The following is a 21,842-nucleotide window of genomic DNA, read 5'->3' as shown; positions in this document are numbered from 1 at the left end:
GGAGTTGACGTCGGTGTCGTGGTGGGAGTTCAGGGGGTGATCGGGTCCGGCGGTACCGAGCGGTTGTTGAGGTCGACCGACAGGAAGATGTCGTTGCCGACGGGGTGGCGCATCTCCTCGGCGAGCTGCCCGATCAGCCCGGCGGTGCGGGCGAGCAGGGCGAAGCCGCGCAGCAGTGCCAGCGGCAGCCCGAGGTCGGCGAGCGCGGCGCCGCACACGCCGGCACCGTTGAGCGGCAACGTCTTTCCCAGGATCTGGGGGTGCACGCGGCCGATGGCCTCGAACAGCGCGAGGTGCGGCCCGAACTTCCCCTCCTCCCGCGCGATCTGCATGAGCCGCGGGGTGCGGGGGTCGCCGTCCTTGTGGACGTGGTGGCCCAGGCCCGGCACGAACCGGCCCTCGGCCCGCTGCGCGGTGACCGTCGCCACGGCGAGCTCGTCGAAGCCCGCGTCGTCGGCGGGGACACCGCCCGCCTCGGCCAGCACCTCGTGCAGGAACGTGCCGACGTCCTCGGTGACGCCCAGGAACCGCGAGCCCCCGCCGAGCAGACCCGCCGCGATCGCACCCTGCACCGAGTCCGGCGCCGACAGGTAGGTGAGCCGGGTGACGATCGCGGTCGGGGTGTAGCCGTGGTCGGCGAGCGCGGCGAGGACGGCCTCGAAGACCCGCACCTCGCCGCGGTCGGGGCGCCGTTGTGTGGCCAGCCAGAACGCCAGCTCACCGAACCCGACCTCGCCCATGACGTCGGTGGCCAGGTCGGTGCCCAGCAGCGTGATCGACTCGCGGCTCGCCGCGCCCAGCGCCGTCGGGTAGCTCTTCTGTTCTGTCACGTCTCTCCGGTCTGTCATGTCTCGGTTCCGTGGGGCGGGGTCCCCCACGATGGTGTGCCGTCGGGAGCCGTCCCGGCAACGTCGGCGTTCCGGACCGTGCGCCGAACCCGGCACCGGCCTGGTCCGATCATGGCCCCGAGCGGTCTCCGGGCGGCCTCCGCGGGGTGGGCGTCACGTCCGTTCGAACTCCCACACGACGACGGCGGGCAGCCCGACGTAGGCCGCGGCGTTCGCCTCCGGCACCAGCGTCGCGGTCGGGGTGGCGGCGGCCTCGGGGGTGAGCCGCGGCTCCTCGACCCCACGCACCGCGAACCCGGCGGCCAGCGCCGCGGTCGCGTAGTCCGACACCAGGTGCGGGTGCAGCCGGATGAACGTCCGCCCCTGCTCGCCGGGGAACTGCGCCTGCCAGCCGAGCGTCACCAGGAACGGGTGCACGTCGCTCACGACGACCCGCCCGCCCGGCCGGACGACCCGGGCCAGCTCGGCCAGCCCCGGTCCGAGGTCGGCGACGTGCACCATCGCCAACGCGCACACCGCGTTGTCGACGCACGCGTCGCCGAGCGGGAGCGCGTCGAGGCGGCCCTCCTCGAACCGCGCGCCCGGGATCTTGGGCCGGGCGAGGTCGAGCATCGCGGGCGAGCGGTCCACCCCGACCACGGTGTGCCCGCGCGCGGCGAGGTACTGCGACCAGCGGCCCGTCCCGCACGCCGCGTCGAGGACGGTGCCGGGGGCCCAGGCGTCGACGCGCGAGCGGACCGCGGCGCCCTCGACGGCGAACAGCCGCAGCGGGGCGTCGTAGGAGCGCGACCACTGCACGTAGCCGGTGTCGACGTCGGTCTCCGTGCCGAGCGGGGCGTCGAGATCACGACGGTCGAGCAGCCTCCGGATCTCGGCCAGCCGGGCCGCCCCGGCCCCGTCGGCGGCGTAGAGCCGGCGCAGCAGCGCCAGCCCCTCCACACCCACGGCGAGCTGGCCCAGCGTCGGGTCGGTCACCGTGCACACGGTACGAGGAATACGGTGCCGGGTACACGCGCTCGGCCCGGCACCCCGGGATTCGGGGGGCCGGGCCGATGGGCTCGTTGCGTGGGGCGCTCAGCTGTAGGCGTGGTCCCACTTGTTCTCGTGGCAGCCGTACTTGTCGTAGTCGCCCTTGTCGTAGTCGTCGCACTTGCCGTACTTGTCGTCCCAGCAGTCGTCGTACTTCGAGTACTTGTCGTCGCAGTCGTCGTACTTCGAGTACTTGTCGTCGCACTCCTCGTACTTCTTGCCGCCGCCGTAGCCGCCCCACTTGTCGTCGCAGTCGTCGTACTTGTCGTTCTTGCCGCCGTAGCCGCCGGACTTGGAGGGGCAGGTGCTCTTGAACATTTGGAGGCTCCTTCTCGGTTGTTTCTCTTTGTGCGGAGCGGGCGCTCCGTCCGATGAGAAGAACTCTGCCCGTTTCACGACGAATGCGGGATCGGTTGCTCCCCACTCCTGCGGGGACCTTTCCCCCGAGCCCGGGCGGGGGTGAACCCCATGGTCGTGGGGCGGGTGGGCACGGCACGGTCGACGTCGACATCCGACCCGTGTGAGGACCTGCCATGAACCCCACGACCGTTCCTGCGCCCTGGCGGCCGGGGCGCGCCCGCAGGATCGCCGCGGCCATCGCGATGCTGCTCGTGCTGGCCTTCTCCGCGGCCGCGGTGGCATCGATGCCCGACACCGCGGCGTCGGCGGGCGTGTCCGCGGGTGCGTCCGCGGAACGCCGGCCCGCCGGCTGACGGTCAGCGACGGCGCAGCGGGTCCCGGCCGTCCCAGCCCACGGACTCCTCCCACATGGCGGTGAAGTTCGCGTCCATCCCCGGCGAGGCCTCGATCAGCTCGATCATCGCCGGTCGCGAGGGGCCGCCGTCCATGTACGCGACCTCCCCGCTGCCGACGCCCGCGCGGAACGCGAGCGCGTAGCCGTCGGCCTCCATGCGCGCGATGTCGCCGTCGAGGTCCGCGCTGGCGACCCCGAAATGGTGCAGCCCGGGACCGGAACGGTCGAGGAGCTCCTTGTACACGGACGGCTCGTCGTCGAGGGCCTGGATGAGCTCGATCTGCATGTGCCCGGCGAAGCCCATGGCGATGCGCACGACGGCGGTACCGGGCGCGCCGCGGTGGACGGGATCGCGGCCGGTCCAGTCGGGCAGCAGGAAGAAGGGGCCGGCGCGCAGCGCGGAGGTCCACCAGGCGACGGCCTCGTCGATGTCGGTGACGACGAACGCGGTCTGGATGACCCCGCCGCGTGGCTGGCCGAATCCGAAGTCGGGCAACGCTTCCCCCTTATCGGGAGACGTCGACGACGCACACCGGCCGGCCGACCTCGGCGTCCTCGTCGGCGGGGACGAGGATCTCGAGGAGGGTGCCGTCGGCGGTGGCCTCGACGTCGTGGGAGACCTTCTCGGTCTCGACGGTGTAGAGCACGTCGCCGGTGCGGAACCGGTCGCCGGGCTCCTTGTGCCAGGCGACGATCGTGCCCTCGGTCATAATCATGCCGACGCGGACCAGCGTCAGGGTGGTCTTCACGCGTACTGCCTCGCCGTGACGTGCCGGACGGCGTCGGCGATCCGTTCGGGGCTCGGGATGAGCGCGGATTCGGCGTTGCGCGCGTACGGGAGCGCGACGTCGGGGACGGTGACGCGGCGGACCGGGGCGCGCAGTGAGGTGAAGCCACGGTCGGCGACGACTGCGGCGATCTGGCTGGCGGCGCTGCAGCGGTCGCGGGCCTCGTCGACGACGACCAGCCTGCCCGTGCGGGCGACGGAGGCGAGGATCGCGTCCTCGTCGAGCGGGACGAGCGTGCGCGGGTCGATGACCTCGGCGGAGATGCCGTCGCCGGCGAGGGCCTCGGCGGCGCGCAGCGTCGGCCTGACCATGGTGCCGATGGCGACGACCGTGACGTCGCGGCCCTCGCGCAGGGTGGCGGCCTGCCCGAACGCGACGAGGTGCTCGCCGTCGGGCACCTCCCCCAGCTCGCCGCCGCGCCCGGCCGCCTCCAGGAAGAACGTGGGGGTGTGGCCGCGGACGGCCGTCGTGAACAGGCCCTTTGCGTCGGCGGCGGTGGTGGGGACGGCGACGCGGATGCCGCCGAGGTTCATCAGTGCCGGGTAGGCGGTGTCGGAGTGCTGGGCGGCGTTGCCGTTGCCGCCGCCGTAGCCCGCGATGACGGTGACGGGCAGCTGCAGCTGGCCGCCGGTCATGAGCCGCAGCTTGGCCATCTGGTTCGCGATGGCGTCCATGCCGGTGTAGATGAAGTTGTTGAACATCAGGTGCAGCACGACGCGATACCCGGTGCAGGCGAGGCCGACGGCCATCCCGGTGAGGGTCTGCTCGCAGATGGGGGTGTTGCGGACGCGGTCGCGCCCGAAGCGCCCGACCAGCCCGCGGGTGTCGCCCATGATCGCCAGCTCGACGTCCTCGCCGAAGACGATCAGCTTCTCGTCGCGTTCCATCTCCGCGACGAGAGCGTCGTTGACGGCGGTGATCAGCCTCTTGCGCACCATCGGGTCCTCACTCAGGCCGGGCCGAACATGATCGTCGGGGCGAGGTCGGGGTCGGCGGGCGGAGACGCCTCGGCGAACGCGACCGCGGCCTCGACCCGGGCGCGGACCGCGGCGTCGAGGGCGTCGAGGTCGTCGCGGGAGCAGGTGCCGTCGGCGAGCAGCCGGCCGGCGAGCCGGGCGATCGGGTCCTTGTCCGGCGCCTGCCAGGCGGCGACCTCGTCGTCGGTGCGGTAGGTGCCGCCGCCGAGCATGTGCTGCTCCGCCTCCAGGTGCCCGCGGATGCGGTACGTCGTCGCCTCCACATAGGACGGGCCGTGCCCTGCCCGCGCCCGCTCCACGGCTGCCCCGACGGCGTCGCGGACGGCGTGCACGTCGTTGCCGTCGACGACCGTCGCCGGCATGAACGCCCGCGCCCGCTCGACCAGCGGCCCGCCGGTGACGGTCGCGGTAACGGTGAACTCGGAGACGCCGTTGTTCTCGCAGACGAACACCGCGGGCAGCCCCCACGCGGCACTCACGTTCATGCTCTCCATGAACGAGCCCTGGTTGGCCGCCCCGTCGCCGAAGAAGCAGGTGGCGACGCGTCCCTGCCCCGCGAGCTTCGCACCCCACGCGGCGCCGGTGGCGATCGCGAACCCGGCGCCGACGATCCCGTTGGCGCCCAGGATGCCCTTGGACACGTCGGCGACGTGCATCGATCCGCCCATGCCCTTGCAGATGCCGGTGGCGCGGCCCCAGATCTCGGCGAACATCGCGTCGAGGTCGCCGCCCTTGGCGAGGAAGTGCCCGTGGCCGCGGTGCGTGCTCGTCACGACGTCGTCGTCGGTCAGCACCGCGCACGCACCGACCGCGACGGCCTCCTCGCCGATGTAGAGGTGCACGCCGCCGGGCAGGCTGCCGTCGGTGCAGGCGACGATCAGGCGCTCCTCGGCGCGGCGGATCAGCAGCATCCGCTCGTGGAGGTCGAGGTCGGTCACGCTCTCCCGCCCGCGGACGTCGGTGCCCGGCGTCGCCATCGCCGCCTCCCTCCGGCCGGTCGCGACGGTGCACCGGCCCACGCCCCGAGGCTCGTCGAACCGCGGCGTCCGGTCTAGGACCGCGGGCGCAGCAGAACCTGACCCTGCGCGCGGCCCGACGACCCCGGCCGCGCTCCGGTGGATGCGGGGCGCCTACCCGGGTGCCGAGCCGGGCGAGGACCACCGCACCGTCGGGATCACCGCCGTCCGCGGCTCGACCACCACCGTCGGCCCGGACCGGAACGCGCGGCACGGGATCGTCGTCGGCAGCCGGGAGCCGGACGCGCCCGAGCCCCGGCGGCCGCCGTCAGGCCCGCTGGGCGATCCACGCCTGGGCCCGCGGCAGCGCATCGACTCCGACGTTGCGGGCGACGGAGCCGGCGAGCTCGGCGATGCTGGTGGCCCGCAGCGACTCCCGCCACGCCCGGTCCCCCTCGATCATGACGCGGGCGACGGGACAGGGCGTCGTGCAGGCTTCGGGAGTGGCGGCGAACGGCCCGCGCTGCCGGATCTCGGTGCACGTGAACGCCGCCTCGCGGCCGTCGACCGCCTCGACGACGTCGAGCACGGTGATCTCGGTCGCCGCCCGGGTGAGGACGTATCCGCCGGCCTGGCCCTGCACCGAGCGGACGAGCCCGGCCCGCGACAGGGCCTGCAGCTGCTTGGCGAGGTAGGTCGGCGAGACGTCGTGGAACTCGGCGAGCCGCGCCGCGGGGACGGGCTCGGTCATCCCGGTGAGCACGACGCAGCAGTGCAGCGCCCACTCCACTCCGCCGGACATCTTCACCCCGACAGCGTACTTGACTCGGACACCTGGTGTCCGGGTATGTTCTCGGACAGAAATTATCCGAGTTAGTCCGAAGGAGTCGTCATGCGGATCGTCGTCGTCGGTGGCAGTGGCCGGATCGGATCGGCGCTCGTGGCGCACCTGCGGGCCGCCGGGCACGAGGCGGTCCCCGCCTCCCCGTCCACCGGGGTCGACACCCTCACCGGCGCCGGCGTGGCCGCGGCGGTCGCCGGCGCGCAGGTGGTGGTCGACGTCAGCAACTCGCCGTCGTTCGCCGACGCCGACGTCATGGAGTTCTTCACGACGTCCACGCGCACACTGCTCGACGCCGCCCGTGCCGCCGGCGTGGAGCACTACGTCGCACTCTCGATCGTCGGGACCGACACCCTGCCCGACTCGGGCTACCTGCGCGCCAAGACCGCGCAGGAGGAGCTGATCACCGCGTCCGGGCTGCCGTTCACGATCGTCCGGGCGACACAGTTCTACGAGTTCATCGACCCGATCGCCGACAGCGCGACCGTCGACGGCGTCGTCACCCTGCCCGAGGCCGACTTCCAGCCCGTCGCCGCGGCCGACATCTCCGCGCTGCTCGCCGACGTCGTCGTCGGCGAGCCCGCGGGCGTGTTCGACATCGCCGGGCCCGACCGGCGCCCGTTCGCGGAGTTCGTCCGTGCGGCCCTCACCGCCCGCGGCGACACCCGCACCGTCACCAGCGCCCCCGACGCCGAGTACTTCGGCACCCGCCTCCAGCGGGGCTCACTCGTCCCCGCCGGCGAGGCGCGCCTGCTGCCGACGGGGTTCGAGGAGTGGCTCGAAGCCTGATCTCCCGTGCGTGGCGATGGCCGCCGCAGCGACCATCGCCACTCACGAGCCGGTGGGCTCCGGCTCGCGCCAGAACGTCGCCAGCTGCGCCGCGGCACCGACCAGGCCGAGCCCGGCGGCGACGCCCGCGGCGGCGGGCCCGCGGAGCCTGCGGTCGGCGCCGATCGCGCGGTCGACACTGAACCTGCCGGGGCCGATCCCGGCCAGCGCGACCGACGCCGCGGCCAGGTTCGCGACGTACTCCCAGCCCTCGGCGGTGATGAAGAACCCGTTGGGCGCGTGGACCGACCGGGCCGCGACGCCCATCGTCCCGACCACCGCGGCCGCCGCGAACGGCGTCCCCGCCCCGACGACCAGCGCGGCACCGGCCCCGATCTCGACCGCGGCGCTGACCCGGGCCTGCAGCTCCGGCTGCCGGAAACCGATCGAGCCGAACCAGCGGGCCGTGCCGTCGAGGGTGCGACCGTGGCGCACCCCGTGCGCGATCATCGTCGCGCCGATCACCCCCCGCAGCAGCAACCGTGCGACCTCGGTACCAGCCGTGCCCCGTCGACGCCCCATCAAGTCCGATCCTTCCGTTCGCCTACCCGGACCCTATCCGGGGTACCGCCCCGCCGAACACGCTCAGCCCCGGCCGCCGCCACCGCCCAGCCCGGCCCGGTAGCCGGCCAGCGCCTGCGCCGTCACCGGATCGGCGAACACCTGTCCGAACTCGACGGTGCTCTCGTCGATCCCGTCGGCCAGCGAGGTGTTGAGCCACGTCTCGAACAGGCGCTTCTGCGCCGCGGTGACGACCGGTGTGTGCCGCGACGTCCGCTCCAGCCAGCGGTCGAGCTCGGCGTCCAGCATGTCGGCCTCGACGACCCCGTTGACCAGCCGCGACGACGCGAACTCCGCCACCGGGTAGGCGTCGCCGGTCAGGATGATCTCCTTCGCGAAGGCGAGCCCGACGTGATGGTGCAGCAGCGCCGCATCGATCACCGAGGGCACGCCCACCTTGATCTCCGGCAGCCCGAACGTCGACCGCGGCGTCGCGATCCGCAGGTCGCAGGCCAGCGCCAGCTCGAACGCGATGCCCAGGCAGTAGCCGTCGACGACCGCGACCGTCACCACCGGTGCCGTGCGCACCGCGGCGAGCAGGTCCCGGCCGGTGCGGATGAACGCCTCGCCGCTCTCCGGCGTGAACGACGCGAACGCCCCCACGTCCATCCCCGCCGAGAACCCCCGCGGCCCCGCACCGCGGAACACGACGGCCCGCACCCCGCCGAGGCCGGCGAGCACCTCGCGGGCGCGGACGAGATCGTCGGGGAGCAGGCTGTTGGCCTTGTCGGGGCGGTCGAAGGTCACGGTGAGCACGCCGTCGGCGCGGCTCACCGAGATGGCGGACCCGGTCACTGGCGTCTCCTCACGGTGTCGGTCCTAGGATTCGCGGCCATGGCGCGCTTCCGCATCTCCCAGGCCGCGGACCTGATCGGGGTCAGCGACGACACGGTCCGCCGCCACATCGACACCGGACGGCTGCGGTCGTCGCTCGACGAGTCCAACCGCAAGGTCATCGACGGCGTCGATCTCGTCGAGTTCATCCGCACCCACAACCCGGCGCCGGACAACCCGCTCGACGTCCGGTCCTCGGCCCGCAACCGCATGGTCGGGCTGGTCACGGCCGTCACGATGGACACGGTCATGGCGCAGGTGGAGATGCAGTGCGGGGCGAACCGCATCGTGTCGCTGATGAGCTCCGAGGCGGCCCGTGACCTGGGGCTCGAGCCGGGTTCGCTCGCGGTGGCCGTGGTGAAGTCGACGAACGTCACGGTCGAGGTGCCGAACTGACGTCGCGGCCCGCGACGGGCGCGAGCGCGGCGAGGGCGCTGGTGCGCCCGATCGCCGCGGCCGGGCCGGGCTCGACCTCCCGCCGCGGCGGCACCCTCGCGGCCCGCGCACCCGCTCACGTCGTGTCCGCGCCGCCGACGGCGGGTCAGAGCTCGCCGCGGCGGGCGGCCTGCCAGAGGTCGACGTCGGCGTCACCGGCGACCAGGTCGTCGATCTCGGCCAGCTCGGCGCCCGACAGCGCGAGGTCGTCCAGGGTCGCGACGTTCTGCTCCAGCTGCTCCACCCGCGACGCCCCGATGACCAGCGACGTGACCCGCTCGTCGCGCAGCGCCCAGGCCAGCGCCAGCTGGGCGAGAGTCTGCCCGCGCCGCTGCGCGACCGCGTCGAGCGAGCGCAGCCGGGCGACCATGTCGTCGGTCAGCCAGTCGGCCGACAGCGTGGAGCCGCGCGCGGCGCGCGAGTCGGCGGGGATGCCGTCGAGGTAGCGCGAGGTGAGCAGGCCCTGGGCGAGCGCGGTGAAGCCGATGACGCCGAAGCCCTCGTCGGCGGCGGCGTCGAGCAGGCCCTCGGTCTCGATCCAGCGGTTGAGCATCGAGTACGACGGCTGGTGGATCAGCAGCGGCGTGCCCAGCTCGCGCAGGAGGCCCGCCATGCGGCGCGAGTCGGCGGCGGTGTAGGACGAGATGCCCACGTAGAGCGCCTTCCCCGCGCGCACGGCCGCGTCGAGGGCGCCGGCGGTCTCCTCCAGCGGGGTCGTCGGGTCGAAGCGGTGCGAGTAGAAGATGTCGACGTGGTCGAGGTCGAGGCGGCGCAGCGACTGGTCCAGTGAGGACAGCAGATACTTCCGGGAGCCCCCGCCCTGGCCGTACGGGCCGGCCCACATGTCCCAGCCCGCCTTGGTGGACACGACGAGCTCGTCGCGGTGCGCCGCCAGGTCCTCGCGCAGGATGCGGCCCGCATTGATCTCGGCGGAGCCGTAGGGCGGGCCGTAGTTGTTCGCGAGGTCGAAGTGGGTGATGCCCAGGTCGAAGGCACGGAGTGCGATCGCCCGCTGTGTCTGCATCGGACGGTCGTCGCCGAAGTTGTGCCAGAACCCGAGCGAGAGCAGGGGCAGGTCCAGCCCGGACCGGCCGCTGCGCCGGTAGCGCATGGTGCCGTCGTAGCGGGCAGGGTCGGGCGTGTGTGCCATCGGGTACGGCTCCTCGATCCGGTCGGTTCCCCGACCACCGTGGCACAGCCGCGGCCCCACCGCTGCGGGGTCCCGGGACGGGTCAGGCCTCGTCGGCGGAGACCACGGCGGGCATCCGGCGCAGACGCTCCACCAGCAGCGCGGCCTCGGCGGCAGTGAGGGCGACGGTGCACGACACGGCGCTCTCGACGACGCCGTCGCAGACCTCGACGGACAGGTCGCGCACCTTGTAGCCACGGCCCCGCAGCATCGTGACGACGCGCAGCACGCCGTCGAGCCCACCGGTGACGTAGGCGGTGACGCGGCGGTGCGTGGGATGGACCGCGTCGAGGGTGACGGGGCGGTCGGACAGCAGTGCGGTCATGACGGATCTCCTCGGTGGCGCTGATCGGGGGATCCGGACCAGGCTCCGGGGTCGGGCGCACGACAGCGGCGCGCCGGCGACCTGGCTCAGCCGGCGCGCTCGATAATGACGAGCACGCGCACGCGACGACCGTAACAGGTCCGCCGACGCCGTGTGCACCCCGACCGTGACCACCGGGGCCGACCGCCGGGAGGACCAGTGACCGACCCGACCACCGCCGCGCTGATCCGCCGGTACTACGACGGCTGCACCGACGGCGACCTCGACGAGCTGACGGCGACGCTGCACCCCGACGTCGTGCACTGGTTCCTCGCGCCCAACGTCGGCTCGGCGCCCGTGCGGGGCCGCGACCACCTGGCCCGCTACTGGCGCCAGGTGACCCGGATGATCGACGCCCGGTGGGTGGTCGACCACGTCGTCACCGACGGCGCGGAAGCCGTCATCGAGTGGACGATGTTCTGGCGGCCGCAGGGGGCGGCGGAGCGGGTCGCGACGCGCGGTGCGGAATGGTTCGTGCTGCGCGACGGGCTGATCGCGGAGATCCGCTCGTACTACCAGCAGCGGCCGTCGACGACCGGGCTCGACGGCTTCCCCTACGCCGAGCGCGGCTACGCGACGGCCGGCCGGGAGGCGAGCGACGTGCATCCCGGCGCCGTGCACCACCGCGCCCCGCCGGTCTAGAGCGACGGGAGTACCTGCGCGCGGCCGACCAGCGCGAGCATCGGGTCGCCCACCGCACCCAACCGGTCGAGCGCGGTCGCGATCGTCCAGCGGTCCGGGCGCAGGCCGGGGTCGTCGAGCTCGTCCCAGGTCAGGGTCATCGACACCGGCGCGCCGGGCGCGGGGCGGGCGCTGAACGGCGCGACGAGCGTCTTGTTGATGACGTTCTGCGTGTAGTCCAGCCGCATCCGCCCGCCCCGGCGGTCGGTGTGCCATTCCCACGAGATCAGCTCCGGGACCATGCGCCCCACGGCCCGCGACACCTTCTCGACCCACTCGCGGGTGTCGGCGAACGTCGGGCCGGGCGTCACCGGTACCCAGATCTGCACCCCGCGCTTGCCGGTGACCTTGGGCGCCGCGGCGACGCCCAGGTGTTCCAGCGCCGCGCGGTAGAGCCTGGCGACGGCGAGCACGTCGTCGAACGACGTGCGTGGGCCGGGATCGATGTCGATCAACGCCCAGGTGGGCCGGTGGACCTCGGGCAGCCGCGAGGTCCACGGGTGCAGCTCGACCGCGGCGAGATTGGCCAGCCACACCAGGGTCGCGGTGCTGTCGACGACGACGTAGTCCTGCACGTCGCCGGGGTCGGCGTCGGGGTACCGCCAGCGCGTCACCCAGTCCGGCGCGTGGACCGGGATCTCCTTCTGCCAGAAGCCCTGTCGCTGCACGCCGTCGGGGAAGCGCTGCAGGTTCACCGGGCGGCCCCGCAGGTACGGCAGCAGGTGCGGCGCGACGCGGGCGTGGTAGCGCACGAAGTCCCGCTTGGTGACCGGCGACCCGCCGGCCCGGCCCGGGAACAGCACCTTGTCGAGGTTGGTCAGCGCGACCTCCTCCCCCGCCACCTGCCAGATGCCCTTGCGGCGCAGCGCGTCGAGGGCCGCGAGCTCGTCGTCGGTGGCGGCCCGGTCCCGCCCCGGTGCGCCGGCGCCGACAGCGCCGCGATCCCGGGCGACCGTGGCGCCACCGGCGGCAGCCGGGTCCGGGCCGGGTGCCGTGTCCCGGCCGGCCGGCGCCGCCCCGTAGGAGGCCAGCGGCGCCCGCGCCGACGCGCCGCCGAGACGCACCTCGTGCGGGTCCCGGTCGGGCCGCAGCCCCCGCCACACCGAATGCCGCAGCCGCGCGTCGTGGGTGAGCGTCCGGTACTCGACCTCCCCCACCAACCGCGGCCGGACCCACCGCACCCCGCGGGCGTGCTCGCGGGGCACACCGGAGGCGAACGGGTCGTCGTCGTCGCGCAGCTGCTCGAGCTCGCCCCGCAGGGTCCGCAGGGCGGCTTCGCTGAACCCGCTGCCCACGTTGCCCAGGTAGTGGAGCCTGCCCTCGTCGTCGTAGGCGCCGAGCAGCAGGGACCCGAGGGCGCCCCGGCGACCCTGCCCGGGGGTCCACCCGCCGATGACGACCTCGCGTGTCGTGAACAGGGCCGTCTTGACCCAGGACGCCGCGCGCCGCCCCGGCTCGTAGCGCGACGTGCGCCGTTTGGCGACGATCCCCTCCAGCCCGTGGTCGCGGGCGACGTCGAGCATCTGCGCGGGCGGCACCTCGGCCGTCGACGGTGGCACCGCGAACCGCGCCCAGCCGTCGACACCGAGGTCGGCGAGCACCCCGCGCCGGTCGTCGTAGGTCTCGCGCAGCAGCGGGCGGTCACCGAGGCGCAGCACGTCGAACGCGTAGAAGCGGACCGGCACCTCCGCGAGCAGCGGGCCCGGCGGGTGCCGGACGTGCATCCGGTTCTGCAGCAGCCCGAAGTCGGGACGGCCCGCCTCGTCGAGCGCGACGATCTCACCGTCGAGGACCAGGGGCCGGCCGGTGTCGGCGCCGGCGACCAGGTCGGGATAGCCCAGGGTGACGTCGTTGCCGTTGCGGCTGGTCAGGTGCACGGCACCGGCACCGTCGACGTCGAGCAGGGCGCGCACGCCGTCCCACTTGAACTCCACCGCCCAGCCGGGCCCAGCGGGGGGGCGGCCGGGGGTGGCCAGCATCGGCCGCAGGACGGCGTCGGGCCGGCGCGCGGGCATGGCCCCCAGCCTGCCCTGCTGCGCTGCGACGCGCGTCACCCGACGGGGTCGGCCGGTGCGCGGCCGGCCCCGGCCACGGTCAGCGGCGCACGTCCGCCCAGACGGTCTTGCCCTCGTCGCAGGTCTCGATGCCCCACTTCACACACAGCGCCCGCACCATCGGCAGGCCCAGCCGGGGACGACCGTCGGTCACCGTCTCGGGGCCGCCCTGGACCGACCAGGCGCCGTCGGTCACCGCGATGTGCACGACGTCGCGGCCCACGTCGTCGCGGCGCGGCTCGACGGAGACCGCGAAGGGCGTCCGCGCGTGCGTCACCGCGTTCACGGCGAGCTCGTCGGCCACGATGACGACGGCCGCACCGACCTCGCCGTCCACCGCGATACCCATGCCGCGCAACGCGTTCCGCACCTGCTCGCGCACGTCGGCGAGCTCGTCGGGCCGCGGCTGGTGGATCGTGAGCACGTCGCCTCCCGAGGCCCGTCGCCGGTCCCGGCGACGTCGGCCGCAGGTAGCCTAGCCGCCGCGGCCGTCGGCACCGGCCCCCCGCACCGGGTCAGCCGCCGGTGATCTCCCCCGAGCGCACCAGCTCGGCGAGCTCGGTGCGCCACGTGCCGTGCTGGTCGGGGTGGTGCAGACCCATGTCGCCGATGCAGTCGGGACAGCACCCGTGGACGTTGAGCAACGCGTCCCGGGAGCAGCGCGTGCACGGGCGGGGCTGGGCGATGGTCTCGTCGGCCACGGCCCGGATCGTCGCACACCGCCGTCGCGGGCGTCCGGGACCCTCGCCGGGCGCCGGGTCGTGCCGACACCGCGCGGGCCGGTGGCCGCCGAGCCGCCCGCGGGCTCCGGCGGCGTGCTGCCCCGCCCCGGGTCACGGCGGCGTCCGCAGGAACTCCTCGAGCACCTCCCCGGAGGTGTCGAAACAGGCGTCGGTGCCGATCCGCGCGGTCAGGCCGTACTGGTCGAACTGCGCGCGCACGGGATCGACGAGGTTCGACACGACGAACCGCACCCGTGCCGCCTCCAACCGGTCCAGCAGCGCCCCGAGCACGGCCCCGGCCGTGTAGTCGACGTCGCCGATCGCGGCGGCGTCGAGGCAGTACCACCGCACGGGCGGACCGTTCCCGACGAGCAGGGCGACGTCGTCGGCCAGCCGCGAGGCGTTCGCGAAGTAGAGGCCGCTGCCGAACCGGTGCACGACGAGCCCGTCGACGGTCCGCGCCCCCGCCGCCACCGGCAGCGACCGCCAGTGCCCCTGCGCCGACTTCGCCAGCACGCTGCTGCGCGGGGCGTAGCTGTGCCGCAGGTGGTCGGCGATCGAGGCGACCACCGCGACGACGATGCCGGTCTCGACGCCGAGCACCACGACCGCGACCGTCGTCAGCGCGGCGACCGCGAACTCCAGCCTGCGCACCTCCCAGATCCGGCGCATCCCCGCGACGTCGACGAGCTCGACGCCGATGAGCAGCACCACCGCGGCCAGCGCGGCGAGCGGCAGCCGCGACAGGTACGGCGCGAGCGTCAGGACGGCGACCACGGCCGCCGCGGCGGCCGCGAGGTGCGCGAGCTGGCTGCGCCCGCCCGCCGAGTCGACCATCTGGGTCTTCGTCGGACTGCCGTTGACGACGAACGCGCCGGTCACCGCGGCGGCGAGGTTCGCCCCGGCCAGCCCGACGACGTCGCGGTCGGTGTCGGCGACCTCGCGGTGGCGGGCGGCGTAGGCCCGCGACGTCGCGGCGCTCTGGGCGAGGATGACGACGAGCATCGACAGCGCGACGGGCAGCACCGCGCGCACGTCGGCGAGGCCCAGCGCGGGCAGGACGAACCCGGGAAGCCCGGCGGGGACGTCGCCCAGCACCGCGAGCCCGTGCGCGTCCAGGCCGGCCGCCGCGGTCACGGCGACCGCCGCGACGACGGCGACCAGCGCGCCGGGGATGCGTCGCGAGATCCGCCTCGCCACGAGCACGACGCCGACCACCGCCGCCGCGGTGAGCGCCGCGATTGGGACGACGTCGGGGAGGTTCACGACGACGGCCCAGGCCCGCTCCGGCGTCGAGCCGCCCGCCGGCCGGAGGCCCAGCGCCTCCGGCAGCTGCCCGACCGCGACCTGGATGCCGACGCCGGTGAGGAACCCGACGAGGACGGTGCGGGACAGGAAGTTGGCCAGCACCCCGAGCCGCACCAGCCGGGCGAGCACCAGCAGCACCGCGACGACCAGCGCCGTCGTCCCCGCCAGCCGGACGTACTCCGGCGACGCGGCCGCGAGGCCCAGCGCACCGAGCCCCGCGCCGAGCATCGCCGCGGTCGCCGAGTCGGCGCCGACGACCAGCTGTCGCGACGCCCCGAGCAGCGCGAACACGACCATCGGCAGCAGCATCGTGTACAGCCCGGTCTCGACGGGCATCCCCGCGATCCGCGCGTAGCCCAGCACCTCGGGGATCGCGAGGGCGGCGAGCGTCAGCCCGGCGACGACGTCGGGGACGACGCCGTCACGGCGCAGCGCGACCGCGGGCGCGAGCCATCCCGGCCGCCGGCGCGCCCGACCCCCCTCGGCCATCGGCGTCGTCCTTCCCGTGCACCCCGGCGTCGATCCCACTCGGCGCAGGGTGAGGAGCCTGACGGACGCCCACCGCCCACCGCAACGACGGCGCGGCCCGCCGCGACACCCCTCCCGGCGCCCGCGGCCGAACCGTCCGGACGATCACGGACGGACGCGGATGACCGTCTTGCCCGGGACCCGTTCGGGCGAGCCGAGGGCGTCGACGGCGTCGTCGAGGCTCGCGACCCTGCCGAGGTGTGTCCGCAGTCGCCCGTCCCTGACCCGCTGGGCGATCTCGCCGAGCTGGGCGCGGTCGGACACGACCACGAAGTCGACCGCCAGGCCGGCGGCGGGCCGGACCTCGGGCGGCCCGGTGACGCTCACCAGCGTTCCGCCGGCCCGCACCAGGGCGGCGGACCGTTTCTGGATCTCCCCGCCGAGGACGTCGAGGACCAGATCGACGCGGCCGACGTCCTCGAGGGTGTCGTGGTCGAGGTCGACGAACTCGTGCGCGCCGAAGTCGAGTGCGGCCTGCCGGCCGGTGGCGCGTCCGGTGCCGATGACGTGGGCGCCCGCCGCGCGCGCGAGCTGGGCGGCCATGGAACCGACCGCGCCCGCCGCACCGTGGACGAGGACGCTCTGCCCGGCTCGCAGGCGCCCGTGGTCGAACAGCCCCTGCCAGGCGGTCAGCCCCGTCATCGCGACCCCGGCCCCGGCGACGACGTCGACGTCACCCGGTAGCGGCGCGAGGTTGCGTGCCTCGACGACCGCGTACTCGGCGAGCGTGCCGTCGCGGGTCCAGTCGGTCAGGCCGAACACCCGCTGGCCCACCGACAGGCCGGCCGTCCCGTAGCCGAGGCCGGTGACGACCCCGGCCAGCTCGTGGCCGGGGATCGACGGTGTCCGGTCCCGGCCGAGACGGTCGACCCAGGTCGAGGGCCACTCCAGCTCGTTGCCGGTGAATCCCGACGCATGGACCTCGACGACGACGTCGCCGTAGTTGGCACCCTCGAGCGAGGCGAGCCTCGCCGCATCCGGGTCGGGGCGCTCCACCAGCCTCATCCCGGCCGTCCCGGCGGACCGGTCGGTCACCACGATCGCCTTCATCCGATCCTCTCCCTCTCGTCGTCGCGTCGTCACATGCGGTGCCGGTCCGCCGTCGGCGGGCGCGGCGCGGTTCCTACCCGCCGATCCGGATGATCGTCTTGCCCACCGTCCGGCCGGCCGGGTTGTAGGCCGCGACGGCGTCGTCGAGGGTCGCGACGACACCGATGTTCGTCCGCAGCCGTCCGTCGCGGACCCGTCGGACGATCTCGCCCAGCTGGTCGCGGTCGGCTTCGACGACGAAGTCGATCGCGAGCCCGTCGGCCGGGCGCGCCTCGGGCGGGCCCGCGATGGTCACCAGGACGCCACCCGCCCGGACCATGGCCGCGGACCGCTTCTGGACGTCGCCCCCGATGACGTCGAAGACCATGTCGACCCGGCCGACGTCCTCGAGGGTCTCGCCGTCGAGGTCGACGAACTCCTGCGCGCCGAGGTCGAGGGCCGCGCGCCGGTCGGCGGCGCGTCCGGTGCCGATGACGTACGCGCCGGCCTCGCGCGCGAGCTGCGTGACCATCGAGCCGACGCCGCCTGCCGCGCCGTGGACGAGGACGCTCTGCCCGGCCTGCAGGCGCCCGTGGTCGAACAGACCCTGCCACGCGGTCAGCCCCGAGATCGGCAGGCTCGCGCCGACGGTGAAGTCGACGTCGCCCGGCAGCGGCGCGAGGTTGCGTGCCTCCACGGCGGTGTACTCGGCGAGGGTTCCGTCGCGGGTCCAGTCGGTGAGGCCGAACACCCGCTGGCCCACCGAGAGGCCTCTCGTGCCGTAGCCGAGGGCGCTGACGACCCCTGCCAGCTCGTGGCCGGGGATCGACGGCGTCCGGTCCCGGCCGAGCCGGTCGGTCCAGTTCGAGGGCCACGTGAGCTCGCCCGGGGTGAACCCCGACGCACGTACCTGCACCAGGACGTCGTTGCCGGCCGGCAACGGTTGCGGCCGCTCCACCAGCGTCATTCCCGCGGTACCCGCGGCCTGGTCCGTCACCACGATCGCCTTCATCCCCGCACCTCTCGGTCAGCCTGCGCCCGCCTGTGCCACGGACCAATGGACGATACCGTCCACTAGCATCGTGTCCAGCACCCCACGGGGCCGAGGTGTGACCGTCCATGATCAGGCGGAACACCAGCTCGGCGGCGCCGCCCACCCGACGATGACGCGCCCGGTCGGAGGCGCCCTCGGACGTTCCTGGCCGCCCGACCCGGCACTGAACTGGACTTGACAGTTCGGATTTAGATGTCCATATTCGCCGTCATAGACCGCCCCATCGCCTTCCACCGGCAACCGGGGTGAATATCGACGCGATCGCCGACATCGGAAAGTGACACCAGAACATGGCTCTGACAAGGGGATTCACCGGACGTGACCGCGGTGTGCGTGACGCCCGACTACCTCCGGGCCAGTACGACGCCGGTATGGACTGGCCGGTCCTGCACGCAGAGTCGACTCCCGACATCGACACCGCTCGGTGGAGCTTCGTGGTGGACGGCCTGGTCGACACACCGGCCACCTGGAGCTGGGAGGAGATCCGGGCGTTGCCCGGCTCCCGGTACGAGGGCGCCATCCACTGCGTGACCACCTGGTCGAAGTTCGGCATGCGGTTCGACGGGGTGTCCGTCGACACCCTCCTCGACATCGCGGGAGTCGGTCCGGGCGCCGCGTTCGTCCTCGCGAGATCGCACACCGGCTACACCACGAACCTCCCGCTCGAGGACCTCACCGGCGGCAAGGCTTGGGTGGTGTGGGACGTCGACGGGCGACCGCTCCCGACCATCCACGGCGGGCCGGCCCGCCTGCTCGTCCCGCACCTGTACTTCTGGAAGAGCGCGAAGTGGGTGTCGGGGCTCACCCTGCTCGCCGAGGACCAGCCGGGGTTCTGGGAGCGCAACGGCTACCACGACCGTGGCGATCCGTGGCTCGAGCAGCGCTACCAGGGCGACTGATGCCGACCGCGACGCACGCGCGGGCGCCCCACCCGGGGCCGTGGCAGACCGCCCGGGTCGCCCGCATCCACCGCGAGACCCCCACGGCGAAGACCTTCACGGTGACCCTGCCGCAGCCCCGCCCGTTCTGGGCGGGCCAGCACGTCGTCGTGCGGTTGACCGCACCCGACGGGTACCGCGCCCAGCGCTCCTACTCGATCGCGAGCGCACCCTCGGACGCGGCCGAGATCGACCTGACGGTGGAGCTCCTGGCGGACGGCGAGGTGTCACGCTTCCTGCACGACGGCGTCGAGGTGGGCGACGCGCTCGAGGTGCGGGGCCCCATCGGCGGGCACTTCGCGTGGGACCTGCGGCCCGCACTCGGCGTGGCCGGCGGGTCCGGGATCGTGCCGCTCATGTCGATGCTGCGCCACGCCCGCGCCCTCGGCCGGCCGGACCTGTTCCAGCTCGTCGTCTCGGCGCGCAGCCCCCAGGACCTGTACTACGCCGCCGAGGCCCAGGGCCCCGGCACGTCGGTCGTCTTCACCCGGGCCGCCCCCGAGGGACACCACCGGCCCCCGGGCCGCCTGTCCGCTCAGGACCTCGCCCCGGCACTGGACACGGACCGCGATCTCTACGTGTGCGGATCCACGGGCTTCTGTGACGCCGTCACCGGGCTCGCCGTGGCGGCCGGGGTGCCCGCTGAGCGGATCAGGGTCGAACGTTTCGGGTTCTCGGGATGACCGGCAGGGGCCGGGCCCGGCCGGACCGCCGAGCCGGTGTGGAGACAGGAGGTCGACATGGGTGACGACAGCGACGGCGTGGACGGCGTCGACATCGACAACGGCCTGCTCGACGAGGACGACACCCTCGACGGGCGCGGGGTCGACGTCCTCGACGAGGGGTACACGGTGCCCGAACGACCGTGGGAGCGCGAGCACTACGGGGTCACGGCTCGGGAGGCGCACGAGCACGAGAGCCTCGCCGGTCGCCTGGCCAGGGAGCTGCCCGACGTCCGTGACGCCGACGACGGCGACGGCCTCGGTGACGTCCCCGGCGCCGACGGCGAGCTGTACGACGCCGAGGTCGGCGTCGCCCGGTCGGGACGGCTGGTCGACGTCGAGGCCGCCGGCGCGTGGGACGACTTCGCCTACCTCCAGGCCGTCGACGTCGGCCGGGACGGCGGAGCGGCCAGCGCGGAGGAGGCCGCCGTCCACATCGTGCGCGATCCCGGGGACGTCTGAGCGCGCCCCGCACACGCACCCGACCACGGCCGGCGAACGCCGGCCGGACCGAGAAAGGAGTTCCATGGCGACCGAGCAGCAACGGGCGGTCCTCGCGGGAGGCTGCTTCTGGGGGATGCAGGAGCTGATCCGCTCCCGCCCCGGCGTGTCCGCCACCCGTGTGGGCTACACCGGCGGCGACACCCCCAACGCCACCTACCGCAACCACGGCACGCACGCCGAGGCCATCGAGATCGTCTTCGATCCGTCCGCCACCACGTACCGCGAGTTGCTGGAGTTCTTCTTCCAGATCCACGACCCGACGACGCGGAACCGGCAGGGCAACGACATCGGGACGTCCTACCGGTCGGCGATCTTCTACCTCGACGACGAACAGCGCCGGGTCGCCGAGGACACGATCGCCGACGTCGACGCCTCCGGGCTGTGGCCCGGCGAGGTCGTCACCGAGGTCGTGCCGGCCGGTCCGTTCTGGGAGGCCGAGCCCGAACACCAGGACTACCTGCTGCGCCGCCCCCGCGGGTACACCTGTCACTTCCCGCGGCCGGACTGGGTGCTGCCGCGCCGCCACGAGGCGACGTCGGCGACCCCGCCCCGGACTGCCTGACATCGCGACGATGCACGGACCTGCAGCGGGGCCGAGCCCCGCGCTGCGCCGGATCCGCGAGGAGATCATCGCGGACCCGGCGAACAGGGATGCGACCGCTGCGGGCCTGCAGCCCCTCTACACCGTGCACCCCGACGCCCGGATCGTCCTGATCGGGCAGGCCCCGGGTGCGCGCGCGCAGCGCAGCGGGGTCCCGTGGAGTGACCCGAGCGGGGTGACGTTGCGCCGCTGGCTCGACGTCGACGACGACCGGTTCCACGACCCGACGTCGTTCGCGATCCTGCCGATGGACTTCTACTACCCGGGGAAGGGCACCCACGGTGACCTGCCACCGCGCCCCGGTGTCGCGGCCCGGTGGCATCCGCGGCTCCTCGCGGAACTCCCCCACGTGCAGCTCACCGTCCTGATCGGCAGGTACGCCCAGCAGCACTACCTGCCCGCGGGCGGCGCCGCGACCCTCACCGACACGGTGCGCTCCTTCCGCGACCACCTCCCCGAGCGGATGCCGCTCGTGCATCCCTCGCCGCTGAACTTCCGCTGGCAGGCCCGCAACCCGTGGTTCGCCGAGGAGGCCCTCCCGGCGCTGCGCGCCCGGGTTCGCGCGGTCCTCGGTACCGGCGCCGGCGCGGGCGACCGGTGAATGCGGACGGACCACGACGGTCCGGGCCCGATGTGCGCACGGATGTCCGGCGCAACGACACGACGGAGCGGAACATGAGCATTCACGACGAGCGGATCGTCGCGACGGCACAGGCGACACTGCTGGCCACGAGCCGGCTCGAGACCGAGATCCGGGCCGGGGACTTCGTCGGGACGGCCGACGACCCGGCCGCCGGGAAGCCGGGGGCGGGGCCCACCCCGACCGAGTACCTGATGATGGCGCTCGCCTCGTGCACGGCCATCACGCTGCGCAGCTACGCGGACCGCAAGTACGACTACGCCGGCGACATCACCGTGCACGTCGCCTATCACGAGCCGACGACGGTCGGGGCCGCACGCCATCTCCGGCGCACCATCCGGTTGTCGGAGGAGGTCCCCGAGGAGGACTTCCGGTCGATGGTCAACATCGTCGAGAACTCACCGGTCACACTGCTGCTCCAGTTCGCGTGGAGTGTGCGGACCGACATCGCGAACGGGCCGGGCGACACGGCGACCGCCTGAGCGGACGCGCCGCGGTCCGCGTCGGCGGCGGCCGGACCGGCCCCTCGGCCCCGTTACCTTCTTGATCAAGCCCGGTGAGGGCTTGCAGGCCACCGGCCACGGCATGACTCGTTGCCCCTGTTGTCGATGATCTGGGGGGTGTTGTCACCGTGGCCGGCGGGCGCCAACGACCGCT

The 21,842-nt window shown here is 73.8% G+C and carries 28 protein-coding genes; 10 read left to right on the top strand and 18 right to left on the bottom strand.

Annotation, left to right across the window (positions count from 1 at the left end):
• Positions 1–29 precede the first annotated feature (29 nt).
• The 3 genes from AB7F12_RS17250 to AB7F12_RS17240 form a co-directional block, all read right to left on the bottom strand.
• On the bottom strand, positions 30–830 hold the full coding sequence (locus AB7F12_RS17250; protein ID WP_428502634.1) for a citryl-CoA lyase: 801 nt from the start codon (positions 828–830) through the stop codon (positions 30–32).
• 171 nt (positions 831–1,001) lie between these two features.
• Complete coding sequence (locus tag AB7F12_RS17245) at positions 1,002–1,823, bottom strand: class I SAM-dependent methyltransferase (RefSeq protein WP_428502633.1); 822 nt, start codon at positions 1,821–1,823, stop codon at positions 1,002–1,004.
• Positions 1,824–1,922: 99 nt separating this feature from the next.
• Positions 1,923–2,195, bottom strand: coding sequence for a hypothetical protein (locus AB7F12_RS17240; RefSeq protein WP_428502632.1), 273 nt, complete (start codon positions 2,193–2,195; stop codon positions 1,923–1,925).
• 215 nt (positions 2,196–2,410) lie between these two features.
• Between AB7F12_RS17240 and AB7F12_RS17235 the strand changes: the two genes are divergently transcribed.
• A complete protein-coding gene (locus AB7F12_RS17235; protein WP_428502631.1) occupies positions 2,411–2,590 on the top strand; it encodes a hypothetical protein in 180 nt (59 codons plus the stop codon).
• A gap of 3 nt (positions 2,591–2,593) precedes the next feature.
• Here AB7F12_RS17235 and AB7F12_RS17230 read toward each other — a convergent pair whose 3' ends face one another.
• From AB7F12_RS17230 to AB7F12_RS17210, 5 genes are all read right to left on the bottom strand, one after another.
• On the bottom strand, positions 2,594–3,127 hold the full coding sequence (locus tag AB7F12_RS17230) for a VOC family protein (protein ID WP_428502630.1): 534 nt from the start codon (positions 3,125–3,127) through the stop codon (positions 2,594–2,596).
• Between the two features lie 10 nt (positions 3,128–3,137).
• Positions 3,138–3,380, bottom strand: a complete 243-nt coding sequence (locus AB7F12_RS17225; protein WP_428502629.1) for a lipoyl domain-containing protein — start codon at positions 3,378–3,380, stop codon at positions 3,138–3,140.
• On the bottom strand, positions 3,377–4,357 hold the full coding sequence (locus AB7F12_RS17220) for an alpha-ketoacid dehydrogenase subunit beta (protein ID WP_428516658.1): 981 nt from the start codon (positions 4,355–4,357) through the stop codon (positions 3,377–3,379). Before AB7F12_RS17220 ends, AB7F12_RS17225 begins: the two co-directional genes overlap by 4 nt.
• Positions 4,358–4,368: 11 nt before the next feature.
• Positions 4,369–5,373 (bottom strand): thiamine pyrophosphate-dependent dehydrogenase E1 component subunit alpha, encoded by a 1,005-nt coding sequence (locus tag AB7F12_RS17215; RefSeq protein WP_428501658.1) that lies wholly within the window; start codon positions 5,371–5,373, stop codon positions 4,369–4,371.
• Between the two features lie 307 nt (positions 5,374–5,680).
• Positions 5,681–6,154, bottom strand: a complete 474-nt coding sequence (locus AB7F12_RS17210) for an RrF2 family transcriptional regulator (protein WP_428501678.1) — start codon at positions 6,152–6,154, stop codon at positions 5,681–5,683.
• Positions 6,155–6,244: 90 nt separating this feature from the next.
• Between AB7F12_RS17210 and AB7F12_RS17205 the strand changes: the two genes are divergently transcribed.
• On the top strand, positions 6,245–6,982 hold the full coding sequence (locus tag AB7F12_RS17205) for an SDR family oxidoreductase (RefSeq protein WP_428501659.1): 738 nt from the start codon (positions 6,245–6,247) through the stop codon (positions 6,980–6,982).
• 42 nt (positions 6,983–7,024) lie between these two features.
• Here AB7F12_RS17205 and AB7F12_RS17200 read toward each other — a convergent pair whose 3' ends face one another.
• Positions 7,025–7,543 (bottom strand): DoxX family protein, encoded by a 519-nt coding sequence (locus tag AB7F12_RS17200; protein WP_428501660.1) that lies wholly within the window; start codon positions 7,541–7,543, stop codon positions 7,025–7,027.
• A 63-nt stretch (positions 7,544–7,606) separates the two neighbouring features.
• Entirely contained in the window at positions 7,607–8,377 is a 771-nt protein-coding gene (locus AB7F12_RS17195) for an enoyl-CoA hydratase/isomerase family protein (protein ID WP_428501661.1), read from the bottom strand.
• 39 nt (positions 8,378–8,416) lie between these two features.
• Here AB7F12_RS17195 and AB7F12_RS17190 point away from each other — a divergent pair, with 39 nt between their 5' ends.
• The gene (locus AB7F12_RS17190; protein ID WP_428501662.1) at positions 8,417–8,812 is read left to right on the top strand and encodes a TOBE domain-containing protein; all 396 of its coding nucleotides are present in this window, start codon (positions 8,417–8,419) and stop codon (positions 8,810–8,812) included.
• A gap of 145 nt (positions 8,813–8,957) precedes the next feature.
• Here the strand turns inward: AB7F12_RS17190 and mgrA are convergent, their stop codons facing one another.
• Both mgrA and AB7F12_RS17180 read right to left on the bottom strand, forming a co-directional pair.
• A complete protein-coding gene (gene mgrA, locus AB7F12_RS17185; protein ID WP_428501663.1) occupies positions 8,958–10,001 on the bottom strand; it encodes an L-glyceraldehyde 3-phosphate reductase in 1,044 nt (347 codons plus the stop codon).
• An 82-nt stretch (positions 10,002–10,083) separates the two neighbouring features.
• The gene (locus AB7F12_RS17180) at positions 10,084–10,365 is read right to left on the bottom strand and encodes a hypothetical protein (protein ID WP_428501664.1); all 282 of its coding nucleotides are present in this window, start codon (positions 10,363–10,365) and stop codon (positions 10,084–10,086) included.
• A 198-nt stretch (positions 10,366–10,563) separates the two neighbouring features.
• Here AB7F12_RS17180 and AB7F12_RS17175 point away from each other — a divergent pair, with 198 nt between their 5' ends.
• Positions 10,564–11,046, top strand: coding sequence for a nuclear transport factor 2 family protein (locus AB7F12_RS17175; RefSeq protein ID WP_428501665.1), 483 nt, complete (start codon positions 10,564–10,566; stop codon positions 11,044–11,046).
• On the opposite strand, the gene ligD is transcribed toward AB7F12_RS17175, so the two are convergent.
• The 6 genes from ligD to AB7F12_RS17145 all read right to left on the bottom strand — a co-directional run bounded on the left by ligD (position 11,043) and on the right by AB7F12_RS17145 (position 17,738).
• Complete coding sequence (gene ligD / locus AB7F12_RS17170; protein ID WP_428501666.1) at positions 11,043–13,100, bottom strand: DNA ligase D; 2,058 nt, start codon at positions 13,098–13,100, stop codon at positions 11,043–11,045. The two genes, AB7F12_RS17175 and ligD, sit on opposite strands and share 4 nt — an antisense overlap.
• A 79-nt stretch (positions 13,101–13,179) precedes the next feature.
• Entirely contained in the window at positions 13,180–13,563 is a 384-nt protein-coding gene (locus AB7F12_RS17165) for an ATP-binding protein (RefSeq protein WP_428501667.1), read from the bottom strand.
• Between the two features lie 91 nt (positions 13,564–13,654).
• A complete protein-coding gene (locus AB7F12_RS17160) occupies positions 13,655–13,840 on the bottom strand; it encodes a hypothetical protein (RefSeq protein WP_428501668.1) in 186 nt (61 codons plus the stop codon).
• A gap of 132 nt (positions 13,841–13,972) precedes the next feature.
• Positions 13,973–15,658: a SulP family inorganic anion transporter gene (locus AB7F12_RS17155; RefSeq protein ID WP_428501669.1), complete on the bottom strand. Its 1,686-nt coding sequence runs from the start codon at positions 15,656–15,658 to the stop codon at positions 13,973–13,975.
• Between the two features lie 144 nt (positions 15,659–15,802).
• A complete protein-coding gene (locus tag AB7F12_RS17150) occupies positions 15,803–16,747 on the bottom strand; it encodes an NADP-dependent oxidoreductase (RefSeq protein ID WP_428501670.1) in 945 nt (314 codons plus the stop codon).
• Positions 16,748–16,820: 73 nt separating this feature from the next.
• Entirely contained in the window at positions 16,821–17,738 is a 918-nt protein-coding gene (locus tag AB7F12_RS17145) for an NADP-dependent oxidoreductase (protein WP_428501671.1), read from the bottom strand.
• 332 nt (positions 17,739–18,070) lie between these two features.
• On the opposite strand from AB7F12_RS17145, the gene AB7F12_RS17140 reads away from it, so the two are divergent.
• The 6 genes from AB7F12_RS17140 to AB7F12_RS17115 all read left to right on the top strand — a co-directional run bounded on the left by AB7F12_RS17140 (position 18,071) and on the right by AB7F12_RS17115 (position 21,667).
• Complete coding sequence (locus AB7F12_RS17140) at positions 18,071–18,679, top strand: sulfite oxidase-like oxidoreductase (RefSeq protein ID WP_428501672.1); 609 nt, start codon at positions 18,071–18,073, stop codon at positions 18,677–18,679.
• Positions 18,679–19,401 (top strand): FAD-binding oxidoreductase, encoded by a 723-nt coding sequence (locus AB7F12_RS17135; protein ID WP_428501673.1) that lies wholly within the window; start codon positions 18,679–18,681, stop codon positions 19,399–19,401. Before AB7F12_RS17140 ends, AB7F12_RS17135 begins: the two co-directional genes overlap by 1 nt.
• 57 nt (positions 19,402–19,458) lie before the next feature.
• A complete protein-coding gene (locus AB7F12_RS17130; protein ID WP_428501674.1) occupies positions 19,459–19,902 on the top strand; it encodes a DUF5709 domain-containing protein in 444 nt (147 codons plus the stop codon).
• A 64-nt stretch (positions 19,903–19,966) separates the two neighbouring features.
• A complete protein-coding gene (msrA, locus tag AB7F12_RS17125; RefSeq protein ID WP_428501675.1) occupies positions 19,967–20,506 on the top strand; it encodes a peptide-methionine (S)-S-oxide reductase MsrA in 540 nt (179 codons plus the stop codon).
• A gap of 10 nt (positions 20,507–20,516) precedes the next feature.
• Positions 20,517–21,146 carry a uracil-DNA glycosylase family protein gene (locus AB7F12_RS17120; protein WP_428501676.1) on the top strand — a complete coding sequence of 210 codons (630 nt, stop codon included), beginning with the start codon at positions 20,517–20,519 and terminating at the stop codon, positions 21,144–21,146.
• Positions 21,147–21,220: 74 nt separating this feature from the next.
• Positions 21,221–21,667 carry an OsmC family protein gene (locus AB7F12_RS17115; RefSeq protein ID WP_428501677.1) on the top strand — a complete coding sequence of 149 codons (447 nt, stop codon included), beginning with the start codon at positions 21,221–21,223 and terminating at the stop codon, positions 21,665–21,667.
• Positions 21,668–21,842: the final 175 nt, after the last annotated feature.

Source organism: Pseudonocardia sp. (assembly GCF_050250275.1).
Taxonomy (GTDB): Bacteria; Actinomycetota; Actinomycetes; order Mycobacteriales; family Pseudonocardiaceae; genus Pseudonocardia.
Note: the sequence above shows the minus strand (reverse complement) of the source record. Positions and strands in the feature narration are given on the sequence as shown.